General features: G+C 45.4%; 17 protein-coding genes and 1 pseudogene. 7 read left to right on the top strand and 11 right to left on the bottom strand.

The genetic code is table 11. The features are described 5' to 3' along the window. The first annotated feature begins 2 nt into the window (after positions 1-2). The 4 genes from K4039_RS13425 (at position 3) to K4039_RS13440 (ending at position 4,262) form a co-directional block, all read left to right on the top strand. Positions 3-1,505 carry an efflux RND transporter periplasmic adaptor subunit gene (locus tag K4039_RS13425; RefSeq protein ID WP_265235689.1) on the top strand — a complete coding sequence of 501 codons (1,503 nt, stop codon included), beginning with the start codon at positions 3-5 and terminating at the stop codon, positions 1,503-1,505. A 13-nt stretch (positions 1,506-1,518) separates the two neighbouring features. Continuing rightward, positions 1,519-2,157 carry a Vat family streptogramin A O-acetyltransferase gene (locus K4039_RS13430; protein ID WP_265235690.1) on the top strand — a complete coding sequence of 213 codons (639 nt, stop codon included), beginning with the start codon at positions 1,519-1,521 and terminating at the stop codon, positions 2,155-2,157. Between the two features lie 118 nt (positions 2,158-2,275). Next, a complete protein-coding gene (gene devC, locus K4039_RS13435) occupies positions 2,276-3,430 on the top strand; it encodes an ABC transporter permease DevC (RefSeq protein ID WP_265235691.1) in 1,155 nt (384 codons plus the stop codon). Between the two features lie 94 nt (positions 3,431-3,524). After that, positions 3,525-4,262 carry a DevA family ABC transporter ATP-binding protein gene (locus K4039_RS13440; RefSeq protein ID WP_265235692.1) on the top strand — a complete coding sequence of 246 codons (738 nt, stop codon included), beginning with the start codon at positions 3,525-3,527 and terminating at the stop codon, positions 4,260-4,262. 8 nt (positions 4,263-4,270) lie between these two features. Here K4039_RS13440 and K4039_RS13445 read toward each other — a convergent pair whose 3' ends face one another. Beyond that, complete coding sequence (locus K4039_RS13445) at positions 4,271-5,503, bottom strand: methionine gamma-lyase family protein (RefSeq protein ID WP_265235693.1); 1,233 nt, start codon at positions 5,501-5,503, stop codon at positions 4,271-4,273. A gap of 80 nt (positions 5,504-5,583) precedes the next feature. Between K4039_RS13445 and K4039_RS13450 the strand changes: the two genes are divergently transcribed. Together K4039_RS13450 and K4039_RS13455 are read left to right on the top strand one after the other, a co-directional pair. Next, positions 5,584-6,396 (top strand): acyl-CoA desaturase, encoded by an 813-nt coding sequence (locus K4039_RS13450; protein ID WP_265235694.1) that lies wholly within the window; start codon positions 5,584-5,586, stop codon positions 6,394-6,396. Between the two features lie 487 nt (positions 6,397-6,883). Continuing rightward, the gene (locus tag K4039_RS13455; RefSeq protein ID WP_265235695.1) at positions 6,884-7,699 is read left to right on the top strand and encodes a fatty acid desaturase; all 816 of its coding nucleotides are present in this window, start codon (positions 6,884-6,886) and stop codon (positions 7,697-7,699) included. Positions 7,700-8,006: 307 nt separating this feature from the next. Here the strand turns inward: K4039_RS13455 and K4039_RS13460 are convergent, their stop codons facing one another. The 5 genes from K4039_RS13460 to K4039_RS13480 form a co-directional block, all read right to left on the bottom strand. Next, on the bottom strand, positions 8,007-8,852 hold the full coding sequence (locus K4039_RS13460; protein ID WP_265235696.1) for an ABC transporter permease: 846 nt from the start codon (positions 8,850-8,852) through the stop codon (positions 8,007-8,009). A 174-nt stretch (positions 8,853-9,026) separates the two neighbouring features. Further along, entirely contained in the window at positions 9,027-9,938 is a 912-nt protein-coding gene (locus K4039_RS13465; RefSeq protein ID WP_265235697.1) for an ABC transporter permease, read from the bottom strand. 152 nt (positions 9,939-10,090) lie between these two features. After that, the gene (locus K4039_RS13470) at positions 10,091-11,221 is read right to left on the bottom strand and encodes a PotD/PotF family extracellular solute-binding protein (protein ID WP_265235698.1); all 1,131 of its coding nucleotides are present in this window, start codon (positions 11,219-11,221) and stop codon (positions 10,091-10,093) included. 186 nt (positions 11,222-11,407) lie between these two features. Beyond that, entirely contained in the window at positions 11,408-12,538 is a 1,131-nt protein-coding gene (locus K4039_RS13475; RefSeq protein ID WP_265235699.1) for an ABC transporter ATP-binding protein, read from the bottom strand. A gap of 312 nt (positions 12,539-12,850) precedes the next feature. After that, on the bottom strand, positions 12,851-13,420 hold the full coding sequence (locus tag K4039_RS13480; protein WP_265235729.1) for a DUF4340 domain-containing protein: 570 nt from the start codon (positions 13,418-13,420) through the stop codon (positions 12,851-12,853). A gap of 25 nt (positions 13,421-13,445) precedes the next feature. On the opposite strand from K4039_RS13480, the gene K4039_RS13485 reads away from it, so the two are divergent. After that, the gene (locus K4039_RS13485; protein ID WP_265235700.1) at positions 13,446-13,676 is read left to right on the top strand and encodes a hypothetical protein; all 231 of its coding nucleotides are present in this window, start codon (positions 13,446-13,448) and stop codon (positions 13,674-13,676) included. A gap of 6 nt (positions 13,677-13,682) precedes the next feature. On the opposite strand, the gene K4039_RS13490 is transcribed toward K4039_RS13485, so the two are convergent. The 5 genes and pseudogenes from K4039_RS13490 to K4039_RS13510 all read right to left on the bottom strand — a co-directional run. Continuing rightward, positions 13,683-13,967 carry a hypothetical protein gene (locus tag K4039_RS13490; protein WP_265235701.1) on the bottom strand — a complete coding sequence of 95 codons (285 nt, stop codon included), beginning with the start codon at positions 13,965-13,967 and terminating at the stop codon, positions 13,683-13,685. After that, positions 13,952-16,060 (bottom strand): Gldg family protein, encoded by a 2,109-nt coding sequence (locus K4039_RS13495; protein ID WP_265235702.1) that lies wholly within the window; start codon positions 16,058-16,060, stop codon positions 13,952-13,954. Before K4039_RS13495 ends, K4039_RS13490 begins: the two co-directional genes overlap by 16 nt. A 44-nt stretch (positions 16,061-16,104) precedes the next feature. Further along, on the bottom strand, positions 16,105-17,010 hold the full coding sequence (locus tag K4039_RS13500) for an Rpn family recombination-promoting nuclease/putative transposase (protein ID WP_265235703.1): 906 nt from the start codon (positions 17,008-17,010) through the stop codon (positions 16,105-16,107). A 209-nt stretch (positions 17,011-17,219) separates the two neighbouring features. After that, positions 17,220-18,011 carry an ABC transporter permease gene (locus tag K4039_RS13505; RefSeq protein ID WP_265235704.1) on the bottom strand — a complete coding sequence of 264 codons (792 nt, stop codon included), beginning with the start codon at positions 18,009-18,011 and terminating at the stop codon, positions 17,220-17,222. 48 nt (positions 18,012-18,059) lie between these two features. Continuing rightward, positions 18,060-18,493, bottom strand: a pseudogene (locus tag K4039_RS13510) (sulfate ABC transporter ATPase); the annotation flags it as partial.

Consider the following 18,493-nt stretch of genomic DNA (forward strand, 5'->3'; position numbering starts at 1 on the left):
ATATGAATTTTCAATATTTCATCAAGCCTAAAAATAAATTGGTAATGGGATTAGTAATTGCTGGCGCTGCTATTAGTGTTGGTACAAGTATTTACGGCATTTCTCAGTTTGGATTTTTAGCTAAAAATGCTGAACCTTTATCCGTAGAAACGCCGCCGCCCAGGAAAATCACGGCATTAGGAAGATTGGAACCGCTGGGGGAAGTGATTCGCTTGGGAGTGTCGCAGACGTTGGATGGCGATCGCATTGCGAAGCTTTTAGTCAAAGAGGGCGATCGCGTGAAAGCAGGGCAGTTGATCGCGATTTTGGATGCGGGCGATCGGCTAAAATCTGCTTTAGACGAAGCCAAAGAAAAAGTCAAAGTTGCTGAAGCCAGTTTAGCCAAGGTAAAAGCAGGCGCCAAGTCGGGAGAACTTGCAGCACAATCTGCCACAATTGGCAAGCTAAAAGCGGAATTGCAAGGAAATCAAGCGGCGCAACAAGCAACAGTCGATCGCATCCAAGCGCAATCGCGAGGTGAAAGAACCGCACAACAAGCAACTATCAGCAGAATCACCGCACAATGGCAAGGAGAAAGGAAAGCACAAACAGCAACAATTAGCAGAATAACTGCACAGTGGCAAGGAGAAAAAACAGCACAAACAGCCGCAATTAACAAATTAAAAGCCGAGTCTAATAATGCAGAAACCGAATATCTGCGGCACAAACAACTCGTTGACGAAGGCGCAATTTCTAAATCCGTAATTGACACCAAACGGCTGACGTTAGAAACAAGTCGCCAGCAAGTTAAAGAAGCCGAAGCAAATCTCAGCCGCATCAACAATACGGCAAAACAACAGCTTGAAGAAGCCGAAGCAAATCTTGCCAGAATTAACAGTACAGGAATTCAGCAACTTAATGAAGCCGAAGCAAATCTTGCCAGAATTAACAGTACAGGAATTCAGCAACTTAACGAAGCCGAAGCAAATCTCGATCGCATTAAAAATAGTGGTAGCGAACAAGGGAAAGAAGCCCAAGCAACTCTCGAAAGAATAGGCGAAGTTCGGCCCGTAGATATCCAAGTAGCGCAAACCGAAATCAACAGCGCCATCGCCCAAGTCAAGCGCGCCCAAACCGAATTAAATCAAGCTTACATCCGCACTCCAAACCCCGGCAAAATCCTGAAAATTCACACTCGCCCAGGGGAAAAAATCAGCGATAACGGGATTGCAGACGTGGGAGAAACTGAGCAAATGGTAGTCGTCGCCGAAGTTTACCAAACGGACATCGGCAAAATTAAGGTTGGACAAAAAGCAGCCGTTACCAGCCAAGCATTTTCAGGAGAATTAGCAGGAACAGTTAAAGAAATTGGGTTGAAAGTTAGTAAGCAAAACGTGTTTAGTAACCAGCCGGGAGAAAACTTAGACAGCCGAGTTGTGGAAGTTAAAATTCACTTAAATCCTAAAGCTAGCAAACAAGTTGCAGAATTGACCAATTTGCAGGTACAAGTAGCAATTCAAAATTAGGGAGATTCTGAAAATGGCAGAATTTGGACCTGATCCAAACCGACCTTATCCGATGGTAGACCAGCGCCGGGTTTGCTTTATCAAAAACTTTGTTAAATCGCCAAATATTATTGTCGGCGATTACTCGTACTACGACGATCCAATAGATCCAGAAAATTTTGAGAGAAACGTACTTTACCATTACGGGAGTGAGAAATTAATTATTGGTAAATTTTGTGCGATCGCCACCAGCGTCAAATTTATCATGAACGGTGCAAATCACAAACTCGACGGCATTTCTACCTATCCATTTCCTGTTTTTGGCAACGGCTGGGAAACGGCGATGAATCTATTAATCGAACTACCAAGTAAAGGCGATACTGTCATCGGCAATGATGTTTGGATCGGTTATGAGTCGGTGATTATGCCGGGAGTCAAAATCGGCGATGGTGCAATTATTGCTGCTAAATCTGTTGTGGTAAAAGATATTCCCGCTTACACGGTTGTTGGTGGAAATCCCGCAGGTTCAATCAAGCAGCGTTTTAGCGATGATGAGGTTGCACAACTGTTACAAATTCGCTGGTGGGATTGGGAGATTGATAAGATTTCACGCAATATTAATTTAATTATGCAATCTGATATTCCAGCGCTGATTAAGGCTGATCAGACTTAGGCACTCGCCCACAAAGAAACCAGGTTTTTCACCGATATTAAAGGCTGCGATGCAATATTTTCGTAAAAAACCGGGTTTCTGCCGACCGGATTATCCCAATTACTAATTCCCAAAATTTATGTTTCGCAAAACACCCCTTGCTTGGTTGCAAGTAACCAGAGAAAAAACTCGTCTTGCGGTTGCTATCGCCGGAATTGCCTTTGCAGATATTCTGATTTTTGTGCAATTAGGATTTCAAGATGCACTCTTCGATTCTGCTGTTAAGCCGCACGAAAGTTTACAGACAGATTTAGTTTTAATTAATCCTCAATTTGAAACTTTTGCTGCGGTAAAACAGTTCAACAGAGAGCGACTTTATCAAGCACAAGGAGTTGCAGGAGTCAAGTCCGTAAGTTCATTATATATTGGAATGGGACAGTGGCGAAATCCCACAAACCGCACTACGCGAGGGATTTTGATTTTTGGGATTGATCCGGGAAGCACTACATTTAATTTGCCGGATGTCAATCAAAAGCTAGCTAAAATTCAAATGTTCAATCATGTGTTGTTTGACCAAGCTTCTCGACCTGAATATGGCGAAATTGCCAATATTTTCAACAAAGAATCTACCCTCGAAACCGAACTAAACAAACGCAATATTCAAGTAGGAGGAGTCTTTACTCTTGGTACTTCTTTCGTGGCTGACGGTAATGTGATTGCTAGCGATTCTACATTCATGAATTTATTTCCCGATCGCAAACCGGATGAAATTGATGTGGGTTTAATTCAGTTGCAGCCTGGGGCTGATATTGTCAAAGTTCAGTCAATGTTGAAAGCTATATTGCCGGATGATGTCAAAGTTCTGACTTTAGCAGAATTTGCGGAAATTGAAAAGGCTTACTGGGGAAACGCCACCCCGATCGGCTTTATTTTCGGATTCGGTACAATCATCGGATTCATTGTTGGTCTGATTATTGTTTACCAAATTCTTTATTCGGATGTTTCGGATCACTTGGCTGAGTACGCGACTTTAAAAGCTATGGGATATAGCGATCGCTATTTAGTCGGAGTTTTAGTTCAGGAAGCTTTGTTATTAGCTGTTTTGGGCTTTATACCGGGAATTGTTTTGGCTAACGGATTGTATTCTTTGGCTCAATCTGCTACATTGCTACCGATTTCGATGACTGCAAATCGAGCGACTGTTGTGTTGGGTTTGACGATTGTGATGTGTACTGGTTCTGGGGCGCTGGCTTTGCGAAAATTGCAATCAGCCGATCCGGCAGATATTTTCTAGAACAAAACTCGGCGGTTGAAACCGATCCTACACAAACAAAGTCTGCCTCCGCCGACTGAAGAATAAGCGGTAAAATAAATCACCAAAAATCACTATGCAAGCCCTAAATTCTCCCGCAAATTTCGATAAAAATATCATAAATAAACCAGTAATTTCAGTCAAAAATCTCAACCATTGTTTCGGTCAAAGTTCCCTCAAAAAACAAGCTTTATTTGACATTAATCTCGATATTAACCCCGGTGAAATAGTAATTATGACGGGGCCCTCTGGTTCGGGGAAAACGACTTTATTGACGATGCTAGGCGGTCTGCGTTCGGCTCAAGAAGGGAGTCTCAATATTCTGGGGGAAGAAATACGCGGCGCTAGTAAGAATCAGTTAACTAAGTTGAGAAAGCAAATTGGTTATATTTTTCAAGCGCATAACTTGATGACGTTTTTGACGGCTAAGCAAAATGTGCGGATGTCTTTGGAATTACATAAGGAAATGCTGAATCAGAATATGGATGCTTTGTCAATATCAATGTTAAAAGCTGTGGGTTTGACCGATCGCGTTAATTATTACCCTGAAAATTTGTCGGGAGGACAAAAACAAAGGGTGGCGATCGCCCGCGCGTTAGTCAGTCGCCCTAAAATAGTTTTAGCGGATGAACCTACGGCGGCTTTAGATAAACAATCCGGGCGAGATGTGGTGGAGATCATGCAGACACTAGCAAAGGAACAAGGCTGCACGATTTTGCTAGTGACGCACGACAACCGTATTCTCGATATTGCCGATCGAATTATCTACATGGAAGACGGTCGATTAGTCACAAATTTAGCCGATCGACCTTAATCACATCTTCACTTAGCAGGCCCTACAGCCTCGATCGCAGCTTCGAGGGCGATCGACACATGAGTCCAATGAGTTCCCCCTTGACAAAAAGCCACGTAAGGTTCCCGCAGAGGCCCATCAGCCGAAAACTCCGAGGTACTCCCATCAATAAAAGTACCTCCAGCCATCACCAATTGACTCTCGTACCCCGGCATCGGCGCCGGCACCGGATCTAAATACGAGCCGACTGGAGAATTTTGCTGAACCGCCCTACAAAAAGCAATTAACTTATCAGCAGAACCGAATTCGATCGCCTGAATCACATCTCTGCGCCTCGCCAAAGGAATCGGATTCACCCGATAACCCAACTTATAAAAAACATAAGCCGTCAAATGATTGCCCTTGATCGCCTCTCCTACGAAGCCAGGGGCCATGAACAAACCCTGAAACAGCAAGCGATTCAAATCAAAAGTTGCGCCCCCGCTGCTGCCGATTCCCGGCGCTGTCAAGCGACAAGTTGCCGCTTCTACCAAATCGGCGCGGCCGGCGACGTAACCACCCGCAGGGACGATCGTACCCCCCGGATTTTTGATCAAAGAACCAGCCATCAGATCCGCACCCACAGCAGTAGGTTCGCAATCCTCAACAAACTCCCCGTAACAATTATCAACAAAGCAAATTGTGTTAGGATTTTGATGTTTGACTAGATCGACGATTTTTTTAATTTCAGAAATAGACAAACTTGATCGCCAAGAATAACCGCAAGAGCGCTGGATAAAAACTAGGCGAGTTTTTGCTGAAATAGCAGAGCTCAGTGCCTGCCAATCCAAAGTTCCTTCGCGAGTTAGAGGCAACTCACGGTAACTAATGCCAAATTCAATTAGTGAACCTTGACCTTGCCCCCGCAAGCCGATCACTTCTTCTAAAGTATCGTAGGGAGAACCAGCAACTGCCAACATTTCGTCACCAGGACGTAGGATTCCAAACAGAGCACAGGCGATCGCGTGAGTACCCGAAACAAACTGTACCCGCACCGCCGCCGCCTCGGCCCCTACCACTTCGGCAAACACCCCGTCCAAAGTTTCCCGCCCTAAATCATCGTGGCCGTAACCCGTAACACCTGCAAAATGGTGGACTCCAACCCGGTGGCTGCGAAAAGCTTTTAAGACTCGTTGCAGATTTTGCTTGACTGTCGCGTCAATACCAGAAAAAATCTGAAAGAGTGCCTGTTCTGCTTCCTGTAGCCGTGAAACGCTATTCATCTATACCTCGCTCACCATTTGCGTGCGCGCTGCTGATTATCGCGTAAATGCGGCCCCTAGTTTGTAAACATAATATCTTCATGACGATTGCAACTTCCAAAAAAACTTCTCCTGATTGGCCTGTGGTAGGCTTTATGGCCTTTCTGCACATCGGCGCTCTATTTGCTCTGCTGCCGGGTAATTTTAGCTGGTCTGCTGTCGGCTTAGCAGTATTCCTGCACTGGGTAACAGGTGGTTTAGGGATCACCCTCGGATTTCACCGTCTTGTTACCCACCGTAGTTTTCAAACACCGAAATGGCTCGAATACTTCCTAGTGATTTGCGGTACTCTTTCCTGCGAAGGCGGCCCCATTGACTGGGTAGGAATGCACCGGTTACACCACATACATTCCGACACCGAAGAAGATCCCCACGATTCCAATCAAGGCTTCTGGTGGAGCCACATGGGTTGGATGATCTCAGATCTGCCGATGAGAGTTCAAATCCCCCGCTTTACAAAAGACATTGGCGACGACCCAGTATACAAGTTTCTCCAAGCATATTTTATCCCCATCCAAGTTGTCTTCGGTGTGCTGCTTTATTTATTAGGCGGCTGGTCTTTCGTGGTTTGGGGCGTATTTATGCGGATCGTGGTGGTGTTCCACTGCACCTGGCTGGTTAACAGCGCTACCCACAAATTCGGCTACCGCACCTACGAGTCGGGCGATCAATCGACCAACTGCTGGTGGGTTGCTGTACTCACCTACGGCGAAGGCTGGCACAACAACCACCACGCCTTCCAATACTCCGCTCGTCACGGTCTCCAATGGTGGGAAATCGACATCACCTGGATGACAATTCAACTGCTGGAATCACTGGGTTTGGCAACCAAAGTGAAATTACCAGCAGAATAGCTCGGCAATTAGTCATTGGTTGTCGGTCGTCAGTTTTGGACTAATGGCTCGTAACCAATGCCTAATGCTGTTTTGGCGATCGGGTTTTGGTTGGGTTCAACTGAGATTGAATCGTCTGGTGCGATCGACCCAACCAACACCATAATCAGTTATAATTGGTTTGGGAACAAAAATTTTTGTTTCGCAGCTAAAACTTTTAATTTCAAAATAAAACCTTCATTGAGTTGACAGTTGACACTTGACAGTTGACAGCACTTGACAAAAGAAGGAAGAGGATTGGAGTAATGAATAGTTTGATTTTAATTTCTCCCTACAAGGGTGGAGGCTTTAAACCAATTCTTTCTGGTAATTGTTTTTCAATCCTCATCCAAAATCTATCATTCATTCTTTATCAGTTTGGGCAAGTGTACAGCAAAACAGTTCACAACTCAATCCAAACTCTTATGCGTGAATCCCGGTCTGCATCTCATCAGAAATCAAAAACAGCATGACTTTAGCAACACAAGAAAAACTCCAATACAATTGGAAGCACGTTATTAGTTTAGCAGGACTTCACATCGGCGCTTTGTTCGCATTGCTTCCGAGTAACTTTAACTGGACAGCAGTTGGTTTAACAGTATTTATGCACTGGATAACCGGCGGTTTGGGAATAACTCTCGGATGGCACCGCCTGCTCACGCACCGCAGTTTTCAGACACCAAAATTCGTAGAATACTTTCTAGCATTTTGCGGTGCCCTTGCCTGTCAAGGAGGAATAATTGATTGGGTTGGGTTACACCGTTTACACCATACCCACTCTGACCAAAATGCGATCGACCCTCACAACGCCCAGAATGGTTTTTGGTGGAGCCACATCGGCTGGATGCTGTATAAAGGCCCCGCTCACGCTGAAATTTCCCGCTGCACAAAAGACATTTCGAGCGATCCGTTTTACCAATTTTTGCAAAACTACTTTCTCCCCATACAAATCGTCTTTGGCGTGTTGCTTTACTTCGCCGCAGGCTGGCCCTTTGTAGTTTGGGTGATTTTTGTCCGCTTAATTTTGGTGTATCACTGCACTTGGTTTGTGAACAGTGCAACTCACAAATTTGGCTACCGCACCTACGAAACTAAAGATAGTTCTACTAATTGTTGGTGGGTTGCGGTTTTGACTTACGGCGAAGGCTGGCACAACAACCACCACGCTTATCAATACTCTGCCCGTCATGGTATGAAATGGTGGGAATTTGACTTTACTTGGATGACAATTCAAGTCATGGAAGCACTCGGTTTGGCTAGTAAGGTGAAATTACCAGCAAAATAAGCTGTTGCGGCATTTAGATTGAATTTGTGGGGGCGGGCTAGAAGCTCACCTCACAATAATTTAAATGCGGATTAACTAAAAAGGTGAGTTAGCAGTAAAAACTACAAACTTAGGAAATAATGTCATTGCGCTTCGGGAAAGCAATCCCAGGGACTTGAGATTGCTACCCATAGCTCACAATGAAAAAAACATAATCCAATACGCTTGCGACAACAACCATAAATAAAATTAGCAAAAAGCCCTAACCAAGCGTACTGACAACTGACAACTGACAACTGACAACTGTCAACTGTCAACTGACAACTGACTAATTAGCCCGTTTTTGATCGCCCCTACCGCGCAAATATTCCGCTAAAAACGCCAATCCTCCCGAACCTACTATCAACAGCACGCTCAAAGCATTAATATCCGGTTTTACCCCAGTCCGAATCCGGCTAAAAATTTCCATCGGCAGAGTTGTAGTTCCGCTACCTGCGGTGAAACTCGCAATCAAAAAATCGTCCATGCTGAGGACAAAAGATAGCAGACAACCCGAAACAATTCCAGGTATTAATTGAGGTAATAAAACCTGAATAAAAGCCTCAACAGGTGTTGCACCCAAATCTAAGGCAGCTTCTTCTAAATACGGGTTTAAATCCGCCAATCTAGTAGAAACAGCTAGGGCGATGTAAGCCAGACAAAACACAACGTGGGCGGCAACAATTGTCCATAAACTCAGAGGAATAGCTAGTGCCGCTAAAAATACCAGAGTAGCAACCGCGCTGGCAATGTCTGGAATAATAATCGGTAAGTAGGAAACTCCTTGATATAAACTTTTGCCGGGAAAGCGGTAGCGGGCTAAACCAACGGCCATCAAAGTTCCGAGTACAGCCGAGATTGCCACTGCACAAACAGCAACTGTTAAACTGTTTCTCAGGGCGATTAAAATCCGCGTATCGCTAAATAATTTAACGTACCAATCTAAAGTAAATCCTTCCCAGCCGGCGCTAAAACGCGATTTATTAAAGCTGTAAAATGTGAGTACCAGGATGGGCAGGTACATATAAAAAAACATCAAAACGGTGAATATTGCCTGCCAAGAAATCTTAAATTTAGGTTTTAAGTACATATCGGGTTGTATTTCCTCCTGTGGATTGTCGGCGGTATTTTCCATATCTCGTTAATCGGGAATTGGTAATAGTAATGGGTAATTTGTAATTGGTAATGGAGAATTAGTAATTGGGAATTGGTAATTGGGAATTGGTAATTGGGAATTGGGAATTAGGAAAAGCATAATTATTTTTCCCCTCTTCCTTCTTCCCTCTTCCTTCTTCCCTCTTCCTTCTTCTTAAACTGCATTACGATCGCCATATTTGAGTAAAAGTGCAATTCCGATACTCACTGCAAAAATTAATACCATACTCAGAGCCGATCCTAGCCCCCAATTTTGAGTCGCCCCCAAAAACTGATTGTAAATCAAACGAGCCGCCGTCATGCTGGAAGCTCCACCGAGCAACTCTGGATCGACAAAATCGCCCAAACAGCTAATAAATACTAGCAAAGAACCCGCCGCAATCCCTGGCATTGTCTGGGGTACTGTCACTTTCCAGAAAGTTTCTATCGGATTGGCACCCAAATCCTGAGACGCTTCTAGTAATCTGCGATCGAGCTTTTCCAAAGAAGCGTAGAGAATTGTTACGATATAAGGCAAATAGCTGTAAGCCATGCCGATTAAAACTGCGGAACTTTGATTTAGCAATTCTAGAGGAGGGATGCCGACAAGTGACAGCAGCGAGTTGAGAACGCCCGTAGGACGCAGAATTGTAATCCAAGCATACGATCGCAACAGCGAAGAAGTCCACAGCGGCAACACAAAGCCCAACAATGTTAAATTCCGCCACTTGGGGGAGACATTGAGGGCTATCCAGTAAGCGACGGGAAATCCCAGCAATAAACACAGAATAGTCGTTCCCGTGGCGAAAAAGAGCGATCGACCCATCACCTGCAAATTCAGCGGCTCAAACACTCGCAGGTAGTTGGCGATTCCCGAAGGATTCACCAAATCTCCCGGCTTAATATTTGGCACCAAACTAAGCTGAAAAATCACCAGAGTTGGTATTACTAATAATAAAACCAGAAACAAGCCAGAAGGGCCGAGCAATGCCAGCGGCCCAGCCCACTTAGACCACGGGGGAAGTGTTTCAGGCTTCGAGGGAGCATTGGGAGGAATAGGAGGGGGAGCTTTGGTGGAAACAGCCATAAATCAATTTTTTTTGAGTTTTTAACCGCAGATAACGCAGATTAACGCGGATATAATATGGATGGATTTGGCGATCGACTATGGGGGCGGATTGATGTAAAAATTGGGTAAAAGTCAGAGATTGCGCGTAAAATCCGCCCTACAGGTGACGATCAGCCGCTGGTTAATTTAGTCCAATAGCGATCGTACACGTCCATAAATTTGCCTACTGGAGCCACACCTTCGCAATTTCTTAAAACAGCTTCCGAGGGGAAAAGAATTTCGTTTTCGCGGACTTCCGGCGTTAACAAACTAAAAGCATCTTCCGAAGGAGTTGAAAAACTGAGCCGTTCGACTAAAGAAGCAGCAACATCCGGTTGCAGCATAAAGTTAATCCATTTGTAAGCTGCTTCGGAATTGGGAGCACCTTTCGGAATTACCAAAGTATCAGTCCACAGAGAAGAACCGCTTTTTGGCACGACATACTTCAATTTATCGTTGTCGGGAATTACTTCATTAGCATCAGAAGAATAACACATAGCTACCTTCAAATCCCCCGTCAACATTTGCGGCCGCCAAGCGTCTGTTGTGAAAGATGCGATCGCAGGTTTGAGTTCCACCAACTTTTCGTAAGCTTGTTTAACTTGCTCTGGGTTCGTAGAATTCAGAGAATAGCCCAGCATCCGCAACGCAGCGCCCATGACTTCTCGAACATCGCTGGCTAGCGTCATTCGCCTTGCTAACTCTTTTTTGTGCTCCCACAAATAGCCCCAATCTTCAGGAGCTTCTTTGAGTTGTTCGCTGTTGTAAATTAAGCCTGTCGTTCCCCAACTCAAAGGCACGCTGTAGCGGTTTCCTGGGTCATAGACAGGGTTTTGGAACTGTTTTTTTAGGCGATCAAGTCCGCCCAAAATCGAGTGGTCTAATGGAGTCAACAGCCCCAGTTCCGTCATTTGAACCACCATGTAGTCAGACGGGTAAATGATGCTGTAGGCGCGGCCACCGCCGGCTTGAACTCTAGCCAGCATCTCTTCGTTGGAGCTAAACACGTCGGCGATGACGCGAATGCCGGTTTTTTCGGCAAAGCGATCGAGCAAAGCTTTATCGGTATAGCCTGCCCAAGTATAGATAAAAAGTTGGTCAGCAGCACCTTTGACGGGAGGAGCAGATTGTACGTCTGCAAGTCGCCAGCCACAACTCGAAAGAGCTAACCCTGAGATTGTCGCCGCCGAATTTTTTAGGAACTGACGGCGTGTCGAATTAGCCGGGAAAATCCTGGAAATTGGTAGATTTGTCGGAGGCACAGTTTGATTTTAGATTTTAGATTTTAGATTTTAGATTGGGGCATTGGGCATTGGGCATTGGGCGAAGCGAAGCGGAGGGATTGGGCATTGGGCATTGGTAATTGGAATTGGAATTGGGAATTCTCCCCCTCTCCCCCTCTCCCATTCTCCCCCTCTCCCAATCTCCCTCTCTCCCCCTCTCCCCCGTTAGGATCGATCGCCCAAAGCCAGACAATCAGTAGTCCCCCAGTAAGCATAAATCGGCGTGTGCGGGTCTGGGAAAGAGCCGCCGGTATTTGGCTGGCGCACAGTAATTTGATCGCCCGACGGTAACTCAACCACGTAATGAACGTGGGTGCCCATGTACATAGTATTTTTGAGCCGCCCTTCAAAACAGTTGACCGACACTTCCGGCTGGTAGAGATTCAAATATACTTTTTCGGGCCGGACGCTGACTACTACAGAGTCGCCGGTGACACCACTCCACATATCCGACTGCTGAACGATTATTTTCAGATTGGCTGATGTGCGAACTGTGAGAGTCGATCGGTCGATCGACTCCACCGTACCAGAAAACAAATTCGTATCACCAATAAAATCCGCCACAAAAGCCGTCTGCGGGCACTCATAAATTTCCTCTGGAGAGCCAATTTGCTCAATCCTGCCCTCGTGCATCACCGCAATCCGGTCAGAAAGACTCATCGCCTCTTCTTGGTCGTGAGTCACCATCACAAAAGTCAAACCCAACTCTTGATGCAAATTCGACAATTCCAACTGCATCTGCTTACGCAACTTCAAATCCAGAGCACCCAGGGGTTCATCCAGCAGTAGAACCGCCGGTCGATTTACCAGAGCTCTCGCCAAAGCCACCCGCTGCTGCTGGCCGCCCGACATTTGACCCGGAAACCTGTTGGCGAAAGATTCCATTTTCACCAATTGCAAAGCTTCCCGTACCCGTTCTTCTACTTCCGATTTCCCCAGCTTTTTAATCCGCAATCCAAAAGCAATATTGTCCCAGACATTCATGTGTCCGAACAGGGCGTAGCTTTGAAACACAGTATTTACCGGACGGCGGTAAGCTGGAGTATTAGTCATCGACTGGCCGCGAATCATCAATTCGCCCGCCGAGGGAGTCTCGAAACCAGCGATTAAACGCAGCGTGGTAGTCTTACCGCAGCCGGAGGGACCGAGAATGCTAAAAAATTCTCCTTGACGAATGCTAAGGTCAACTCCGCGAACTGCGGTTTCGCCGTTAAATACCTTAAAGACCTTGCGGAGTTCAACGTCAAGCGCTGTATCCGTTGCTGTCGTACCTTGGTTGAGTGCTGTCTGAAACATATTCGCCCTTTCCTGGGGTTAATGCACGCCGTTTGAATCCAGTTTAACTTTAGACTTTTCTGTATTTTAGGCGAGGAATGTTAGGAAGTCACAGGTTTTAGAATTTGTTCTTTAAATTCTATCTCAGGTTGCTCCTGCGCCCTACCGAATGTCTTGCGTCCTGCACCTGATACCATAGCCAAGATTGCCAAAGTCCTTTTAAGCAAATTTTCGGACGGGCTAGAAGCCCATCCCACAAGAAAAAAAAATTTTCGGATGGGCTTCTAGCCCGTCCTAAGTATTTTTGCAATTCAAGTCTCATCGACCTGACATCTATTGATTCTCAGGACTTGGTGTGGGAGATGGTGAGGGTGTTTGCGGCTTCTCTGGTTTGGGCGCTTCTGCTTTTTTCCACTCTGACAAAGGTCGCTGGACGGCATTTTTAAAGTCAAAAGGCACTAGCAGCACTGGTAAAGTTTGGGCTAAATTTTGAGGGGGCGCTTCCGCCGGATTGGCTTGGGCGTACAAGAAGCGGCCAGTAAAGTCTGTTTTGCCTAAAACTAGGCGATGAGTTTCCTGGTTGTCCAGCTTGACTGTGACTGTAGCTTGGGGTTTATCTAGACCGAATTCTGGCAGTTGAGCGGCGGTAATATCAATTGTACGATCGCTCTTTCCTGTTGCCAGCCTGTCCAGCAAAAAATCCACCGATGCCTGACTCGCGTGTGCTTGCACTGGCAATTTCATTTCCCAGCTAGAGTTACCTCCTTTCGTTGCATAAACTCGCTCAAAAGTCAAGATTTTTTCAGGAGTTTTGACTGTAAAGAATTGTACGCGATCGGACTTAAAAGTAAAAATTTTCTGTTTCTCTTCCTTAGCCGCTTCCTGTTTCGGAGACACTTGCATCTCGTACAAAGAAACGAACCCAATCATGCTTAGCGCGACGGCTATCAATATGAATGTATTTTTCTGCAATTTCATAAGTAGAAGGAAGAAGGAAGAAGGAAGAAGGAAGAAGAAGGAAGAAGGAAGAGGGAAGAAGGAAGAAGGAAGAAGGAAGAAGAAGGAAGAAGGAAGAGGGAAGAGGGAAGAAGGAAGAAGGAAGAAGGAAGAAGATATACACAGACAGCTTTTTAGCGCTCCATATTTTACGCTTAATTAAGTGGATTTACTTAATAACGGGTAATTGGGAATTGGGAATTGGGAATTGGGAATGGGTATAAAAACAAGAAATAGGCAAAAGGGATAATCTTATTTTTGTCCTTCTTCCCTCTTCCTTCTTCCTTCTTCCTTCTAACGGGGAATTGAGAATTGGGAATTGGGAATTGGGAATTGGGAATGGGTATAAAAACAAGAAATAGGCAAAAGGGATAATCTTATTTTTGTCCTTCTTCCCTCTTCCTTCTTCCCTCTTCCTTCTTCCTTCTTCCTTCGTAATTATCTTCTCTTCCACCAGATAGCGCCACCAATTGCCAGTCCGAGTAAAGGCCAAATTAGCCAAGCTAAAACCAGCAATCCTACTTGAACGACAGTCATGTTAATCCGGCGGTTGGTAGCTTTTTTCGGACTAATAGAAAAGCTCTGTTGGTCTGGTTTACTCAACCAACTGACCGAGTTGAGAAACACGTCGCTATTGAGTTGTTGGTCGAACCAACCGTTGGTAATAAATTGAGATGTACCTATGACTACCATTCTCGCTGTTTTTTTAGGAATTGAAGGTACAGAAGGAGTTGCTATTGGACTGGGAGATGCTGTGGCTGTTGGTGTGGCTGTTGGTGTGGGCGAACTTCCGGGAGATATTGTGGCTGTTGGTGTTGGTGTTGGCAAACTTTCCGGGTCTTGTGTCGGAGATGCTGTGGGTATTGGCGAAATCGTCGGTAATGCTGGAGGCGTAGCTTCTTGGGAAACAATCACTGAGTAGCTGATGGGGGAAGCTACGGGCGAAGTTGTTGGCGATGGCGAAGTTGTCGGCGATGGTGATGTTGTTGGCGATGGTGATGTTGTTGGCGATGGCGAAGTTGTTGGCGATGGCGAAGTTGTCGGCGATGGTGATGTTGTCGGCGATGGTGATGTTGTCGGCGATGGTGATGTTGTTGGCGATGGCGAAGTTGTTGGCGAAGTTGTTGGCGATGGTGAAGTTGTTGGCGATGGCGAAGTTTTCGGCGATGGTGATGTTGTCGGCGATGGTGATGTTGTTGGCGAAGTTGTCGGGGATGCTTGGGGTGAAGGCGTGACGGGTGTTGGTGAGGGTGAGGGGTTTAAGGGAGTGGTGTCAGAACCCGATCGCACTAAAGCCACACCTAATAATAACGGGCCTTGTCGATCGGTCTTCTGATCGAACTCCAATTTCTTAGTCGTCAAATCGCTTTCGGCCCAACTTTCCTCACTCGTCCAAATCAGCGGTTTTTCCTCTATCCCTTCTACTGTCGAGATTTCCAAAGCACGCGCAAACGGATAAAATGAAATACCGTTGCCAAAACTTTGAGTAATCGGATGTTCGCCGTAGCGCCTAACTGTGGGAACCGTGACGCCGAGCCCGAATCTTTTACCATTATCGGAATAATCGATAGCCAAACGGGTGTCTAGTTTTACGCCCCATTCTTGCAGAAATTTGTCCAATCCCGTATTAATTGCCGGGTCTACCATTAGCAATAAACTGCCGCCGCGATCGAGATAAGCTTTTAGTGCTTTAATTTCTGTATCTACAAACGGTTTTTCCAACCCAGCAATAATTAAAGCATCTGCATCTTCCGGGACTTCTTTACGTTCGGTAAAATTCAGCGTTTGGGCTTTATAATACTTGTCTTTCAGAGCTTTTTCAGCTTGCTGAATTCCGCCTTGACCTTCTTTCAGCGGGCGTTCTCCTTTACCTTGCAAAAAGTATACTGTAGGAGTACGAGTGCTCAGAATTTCTTCTAAGCCATTGGTAAGTTTGATCTCCGAAAGACCTTGATTCGGGTCGCTACCAAAAGCCGTACCACCTTTTTGCAGCACCTGTTTTTTGTCACCAGATTGCAAGTAAACTTCTCCGATGCTGGTAATGCTAAATTCCCGGATTTTTCCGGGTTGAGTCTGGGGGTCAACAAACTCATATTGAAACTTTTCGCCTCCCTCGCGTTTGTAGGTTTGTAGTAATTCTTTAATTTGCGGGTTTTGGATGGGGTCAAATACCCAAACTTTGACTGGTTGTTGCAGGTTTCGCAATATTTGTTGAGTCTGGGGGGCGAGAGTAAATTGTTGGCTTTCGGTTAAGTCGATGCGGACGGGATAGCGAAATGCTATGAAGTTAATTACTCCCAGAATCACAAAGACGGCGATGGTAGCAATCAGGGCGTTGGTACTCGCTTGAGTGGAACGTCGCCCCCAAAAGCCTTGTTCGTTAGTCAAATATAGCAGCCAAAGTGCGATCGTCACTATTCCGGCAATCACTAGACCAACTGTGAGGGGTTCCCACGCTGCGGATACAAGTCTTGCTGTTAACCCGGCTGCGGTGAGGATGGGGCCCAGCCAAAAAACGTATTTCCAATTTGTTTTGCTAATTTTCATAACGTAAATATTATGTGACCAAATTCCGGTTAGAGAATGTTATTCTATATCCTATTAGCCTGCTGCAACCAGGCTGTCAAATCTGACAGACTGTTGAAATCCAGGACGGCATCTCCTAATTCTTCTAATTCCTGTACGCCTAATTGACGAATGCTGTTTTCTGTTTCCGGTTGTATTGTGCCTAAACGCCGCACGATTTGACGCAATATTAACGACTGTTGAGCGGTTTTTGTCACCTGTTCTTTTGCTAAATCTAGGGCAATCCGCTGGTCTTGAATCCACTCTTCTTCGTTCTGCAATTCATTTAATTCTTCCTGACTAAAGTTGTCCTCGCTGGCAATTCTAAAAGCTTTGTGTATTTCGGGAACTGCACTGAGTGTTTCTGGTACTGTCTCCAGGCTGCTGGTATTTTTGAGAAAGTAAATCCATTGGTCGGCTGCTGTTTCTAATTGTGCTAATTCTTTGCTAAATTTTGGCAATTCGACAAATACTAATTCTATTTCAGTATCTGGACTCTCAAACTTTTTATCTTTTTCTTTGAAAACAAACGTCGTCATAAATTCTGGCTGATTTTCCAACATTTCAAAGTCGGCAATTTTCAAGGAAATTACTGTTTTTAGTCTTTCATAGCGTTCTTCTCCTGTTAATTGCAGGCTGTAGGTTTTGGCAGCATTGTACAACACTCTGTTCTCGAAGGAAGGCACGTTGAGCAGTTGGATTTCAATGAGGGCTATTCTGCCGCAGTTAATAGTGGCTTTGACATCTAGGTGTGTGTCTGGGACTCCGAAAGTTTGATTTCCAGGTGGGGAGTCGATTATTTCTAAGTCTTCGATGACTGGCTGTGCTTCATAAAGGATGGCGTTTAAAAAATTAATTAGGATATCTTTGCTGTCGCAGGAACCGAATATTTTTTTGAACGCACAGTCGATTTTTGGATTGATAAATCTCATTGTTTTAAGCAATTAGTGGAATAACTAACATTAATTGGAAATGGGGCATTGGGCATTGGGCATTGGGCATTGGGAATGGGGCATTGGGCGAAGCGAAGCGGAGGGATTGGGCATTGGGCATTGGTGGTGTCTTCTTTAATGTGCAACTCTCCAAATCTCCTATTTTTCCACTCTTTCCTCTTTATTCCCCGAAGCCTTGCCTGATGCTTTTAAGAACGCTGATATCGCAGCGCATCGATGGATTGGGCGGTGAGAAATACTCCCAGAATGGTGTAACTGGCCAACATAATTAAACTGCTGGTATCAAAAACTCCCTTGACAAGATTAGTATAATTTGTGAGGAGTGACAACTGTCCTAATGCTGATCCGAAGGGACCGCCGATACTGACGGCGGCTGCATCGATTACCCACAGAAATAATACTAGAGCGAAGGTGAGAATGGCTGATAAAATTGTGCTGTCTGTGAGGGAGGAAATAAACATTCCGAGGGATAATACTGCGGCTGCTAGTAAGATTAAGCCGCCGTGTCCTAGTAGGAGGACACCGGCGGGTACGGGTGGGGTTGAGGAACTGAGGGCGATCGCCTCGCAGAACAGCAGGGGCAACAACATTGTGGTATAAAATGTTAAAACGCCGAGGAGTTTGCCCGTAGCAACTGCCCAGTTTGTTAAGGGCGATGTGGCTAAAAGTTCTAGGGTTCCGCGTTTGCGTTCTTCTGCGTAAAGTCCCATTGATAGTGCGGGTAGCACGAACAGTGAAAGGGAACCCATGATTCGTAGAAATAGTTGCAGAAATTCGTAGGCTACATCGATGGGAGGTTCAGTAATTCCTGCTTGGTCTCGCTGGCTGATTTGGGGAATTAAGCCGTCGGGGGCGAGAAGAATGGCGATTAAAAAGTAGCCGGTGATCAGCCAAAAGACGGCGGCGATGGCGTATGCTAATGGCGATGCAAAATAGCTTTGCAGTTCTTTGCGATAAATGGCGATGATATTACTAATCATTACTAACCTGGGAATTGGGGATTTGGGATTGAGTAGTTGGTAATTGGTTCATTCTGTTTTGTCGGCGGGTGGGTGTGGTTCGCTGTCGTTGGTATTTTGGGGATTTGTTTCTATTTGTCGCTTTCTGGTAAGGGGTGGTGGTTCTGGTTGAGAATCGCTAGTCGGTTGTGGCTTTTTTTTAATTGGCCGATTTTTTACAACTGGTTGGGATTCTGGTTGAGAATGTTCGATCGACTTTGGTGTATCTAAAATCAGTTCGGGTTCTGGTTGAGAAGGATCGATCGACTCTACCATTTGAACAATGAGCAGATTTTCGACAATCGGTTCTGGTTGAGAAGGCTCGATCGACTTTGGTGTATCTAAAATCAGTTCGGGTTCTGGTTGAGAAGGTTCGATCGACTCTACCATTTGAACAATGAGCAGATTTTCGACAATCGGTTCTGGTTGAGAAGGCTCGATCGACTTTGGTGTATCTAAAATCA

The organism is Lyngbya sp. CCAP 1446/10, from assembly GCF_026130175.1.
Taxonomy (GTDB): domain Bacteria; phylum Cyanobacteriota; class Cyanobacteriia; order Cyanobacteriales; family Microcoleaceae; genus Microcoleus.

Excerpts from the sequence above, each read along its gene's own strand:
- K4039_RS13485 (WP_265235700.1), top strand. The coding sequence starts at position 13,446 with ATGCTTAGCGCGACGGCTATCAATATGAATGTATTTTTCTGCAATTTC.
- K4039_RS13475 (WP_265235699.1), bottom strand. The coding sequence starts at position 12,538 with ATGTTTCAGACAGCACTCAACCAAGGTACGACAGCAACGGATACAGCG.
- K4039_RS13425 (WP_265235689.1), top strand. The coding sequence starts at position 3 with ATGAATTTTCAATATTTCATCAAGCCTAAAAATAAATTGGTAATGGGA.
- K4039_RS13430 (WP_265235690.1), top strand. The coding sequence starts at position 1,519 with ATGGCAGAATTTGGACCTGATCCAAACCGACCTTATCCGATGGTAGAC.
- K4039_RS13455 (WP_265235695.1), top strand. The coding sequence starts at position 6,884 with ATGACTTTAGCAACACAAGAAAAACTCCAATACAATTGGAAGCACGTT.
- K4039_RS13460 (WP_265235696.1), bottom strand. The coding sequence starts at position 8,852 with ATGGAAAATACCGCCGACAATCCACAGGAGGAAATACAACCCGATATG.
- K4039_RS13480 (WP_265235729.1), bottom strand. The coding sequence starts at position 13,420 with ATGCAAGTGTCTCCGAAACAGGAAGCGGCTAAGGAAGAGAAACAGAAA.
- devC (WP_265235691.1), top strand. The coding sequence starts at position 2,276 with ATGTTTCGCAAAACACCCCTTGCTTGGTTGCAAGTAACCAGAGAAAAA.
- K4039_RS13500 (WP_265235703.1), bottom strand. The coding sequence starts at position 17,010 with ATGAGATTTATCAATCCAAAAATCGACTGTGCGTTCAAAAAAATATTC.
- K4039_RS13495 (WP_265235702.1), bottom strand. The coding sequence starts at position 16,060 with ATGAAAATTAGCAAAACAAATTGGAAATACGTTTTTTGGCTGGGCCCC.
- K4039_RS13450 (WP_265235694.1), top strand. The coding sequence starts at position 5,584 with ATGACGATTGCAACTTCCAAAAAAACTTCTCCTGATTGGCCTGTGGTA.
- K4039_RS13440 (WP_265235692.1), top strand. The coding sequence starts at position 3,525 with ATGCAAGCCCTAAATTCTCCCGCAAATTTCGATAAAAATATCATAAAT.
- K4039_RS13445 (WP_265235693.1), bottom strand. The coding sequence starts at position 5,503 with ATGAATAGCGTTTCACGGCTACAGGAAGCAGAACAGGCACTCTTTCAG.
- K4039_RS13465 (WP_265235697.1), bottom strand. The coding sequence starts at position 9,938 with ATGGCTGTTTCCACCAAAGCTCCCCCTCCTATTCCTCCCAATGCTCCC.
- K4039_RS13505 (WP_265235704.1), bottom strand. The coding sequence starts at position 18,011 with ATGATTAGTAATATCATCGCCATTTATCGCAAAGAACTGCAAAGCTAT.